1 protein-coding gene is annotated in these 2901 nt (G+C 76.8%); it reads left to right on the forward strand.

Features of this window, described 5'->3' with window-relative positions:
• A partial coding sequence (locus KBX39_RS27810) for an acyltransferase domain-containing protein (RefSeq protein WP_210873341.1) occupies positions 1 to 2901 on the forward strand: 2901 nt, incomplete at both ends.

Raw genomic sequence — 2901 nt, forward strand, 5'->3', positions numbered from 1 at the left:
CGGAACGGCCCGGGCTGTCGTGGGGCGCCCGGCGCGTCTCCCGGCGCCCGAAGCCCGTCTTCGTGTTCTCCGGCCAGGGGCCCCGATGGTGGCCGATCACCGAGGACCTGCTCGCCGAGCCGGCGTTCCGCGACACGTTCGCGCAGTGCGACCGGGCGCTGCGGCAGTACGTCGACTTCTCCCTGCTCGACCTGGTCACCGGCCGGGACGACGCGAGTCTGCTGGACGACCCGGCGGTCGCCCAGCCCGCGCTGACCGCCGTGCAGATCGCCCTGGCCGCGCTCTGGCGCTCCTGGGGCGTCGAGCCGGCCGCCGTGGTCGGGCACAGCGTCGGCGAGGTGGCCGCCGCCCAGGTCGCGGGCGCGCTCGGCATCGCCGACGCGATGCGGGTCGCCCGCCAGCGGGGCCGGGTCATCCGCGCCGCCATCGGCAACGGGCGGATGGCGGTGCTCGGCCTCCCGCTCGACCGGACCGAGCAGTTGCTCGCCGAGCGGCGGCCGGGCGCCGTCTCGGTCGCCGCCACCAACGGACCGGAGTCCACTGTGCTCTCCGGCGACGGCGCGGCTCTGGCCGCCCTCGCCGAGACGCTGACGGCCGAGGGGACGTTCTGCCGGATGCTCGAATCGGTCGACTACGCCTCGCACAGCCCACAGATGGAGCCGCTGCGCGCCGAGCTCGGCGCGCTGCTCGACGGGCTCACCCCGGGTCCCGCCGCCGTGCCGATGCTCTCCACGGTCACCGCCGGGCCGATCGACGGCGCCGCGCTCGACGCCGCGTACTGGGCCGACAACCTGCGCCGGCCGGTGCTGTTCGACACCGCCGTCACCCGCCTGGTCGACGCCGGGCACGACGTGTTCGTGGAGATCTCCCCGCATCCCATGCTCGGCGGCCCGGTCACCGAACGCATCGCCCGCCAGCAGCGTGACGGCGTCGTCGTCGCCTCGCTGCGGCGCGACGAGCCGAGCCGGGCCACGGTCCTCGGTGAGCTGGGCCGCCTCTGGACCGCCGGCTGCCCGGTCGACTGGCGCCGGATGTACGGGCCGGTCGTGCCGATGGCCGCGCTGCCGGCGTACCCGTGGCAGCGGGAGCGGCACTGGATCACCGACGAGTACCCCCGGACGCGGCGCACCGCCCACCGCGGGCACCCGGTGCTGGAGACGTACGTCCGGTGCGCCGCCGATCCGGGCGGTCACCACTTAGGCGTCCGGCTCGACCTGGCCGGGTTCGGCTACCTGCGGGACCACGTCGTCGAGGACAGCCCGGTGCTGCCGGCCAGCCTGCTTCTCGACGCGGCGCTGGCGGCGACCCGGCGGCTCCTCGACGATCCGGCCGCGGTGGTCGAGCGGATCGAACTGACCCGGGTCACCCTCGTCGAGGAGTTGGCCGAGGCGGACACCGTCCAACTCGTCCTGCTCCCGGAGACCGCCACCGGCGGCACGCTGCGGATCTACAGCCGCGGACCGGACGACGCCTGGAACGAGGTGGCGCACGGCCGGTACGGCGCCGCGCAGCCGTTCCCGGCCGGCGCCGTCGAGCCGCTGACCACGGTCCGCTCGCGCTGCGGCGAGCAGCGGGACAGCGCCGAGCACTACGCCCGGCTGGCCCGGTCCGGCCTGCGCTACGGCCCCGCCTTCCAGGGCGTCGCCGCGCTCTGGCAGGGCGAGCGCGAGGCGGTCGCCGAACTGCGCGACCCGGCCGAGCTGACCGGCGACCGGGAGCCGTACCTGGTGCACCCCGCCCTGCTGGACAGCTGCCTGCAGGTGCTGGCGGCGGCCATGACCGGCGCCGACGACGGGACGTACCTGCCGGTGGGGGTGGAGCGTTTCGCCCTCGCCGCCGGCCCGGGCGTACCCCGGTGGGCGCACGCCACCGTGGGCGGGGCCGCCACCGACGGCCCGGAGATCGACGGCGCCCGGGTGGTGCTCTACGACGCGGCCGGCGACCCGGTGGGCGAGATCGCCGGCGTGCGGCTGCGCCGGCTGGCCGGCTCCGGCCCGGCCGACCCGGTCGGCGAGGCGCTGCTCGACCTGGCCTGGCAGGAGGCCACCGACGGGGCACAGACGCCGGAGACCGGCGGCTGGTGGCTGCTGCTCACCGGCGCCGACCCGGTCGGCGGCGACCTGCGGGCCGCGCTGTCCGGCCGGGGCGTGGACACGGTGACCGTCGCACCCGGTGACGCCTACCGGCAGGTTGCCCTGGATCGGTACGAGGTCGACCCGGCCCGGCCGGCGGACTTCGTGACGCTCCTGACCGACCTGCGTGCCGCCCGGCCGGAGCCGTGCGCCGGAGTGCTGCACGCGTGGAGCCTCGACGTGCGCCTCACCGAGCAGAGCCCGGCCGACCTGCCGGACACCCCACTGGACCGGCTCGAACTGCTCGGTCCGGTCGCCGTCACGCATCTGGTGCGGGCGCTCACCGAGGTCGGCGGCCGGTCACCCCGGCTGGTGCTGGCCACCCGGGGCGCGCAGGTGGTCGCCGCCGACGCGGGCGCGCCGGACCCGGCCCAGGGCGGCCTCTGGGGACTGGCCCGGGTGGTCGCGCTGGAACACGCCGAGCTGCGCCCCACGATCGTCGACCTCGACCCGGCCGACGGGCGGCACGGCGTTCCCGGCCTGGTCGACGAACTGCTGCACCGGCCCGGTGGCGAGCAGGTCGCGCTGCGCGGCGGCCGGCGCTACGTGCCCCGGCTGGTCCCGTGGCGCGCGCCCACGGCCACGCCGGCGCGTCCGCACCCGTTCGACCGGTCCGCCGCCGACGGCAACTACCGGCTGCTGTCGGTGCAGGGACACCTGGGCAGCCTGACGCCGGTGCTCTCCGCACGCGTGCCGCCCGGCCCCGGCCAGGTGCAGATCGAGGTGGCCGCCGCCGGACTCAACTTCAACGACGTGCTCAAGGCGATGG

The organism is Micromonospora sp. D75 (assembly GCF_018070405.1).
GTDB classification, from domain to species: domain Bacteria; phylum Actinomycetota; class Actinomycetes; order Mycobacteriales; family Micromonosporaceae; genus Micromonospora; species Micromonospora chalcea.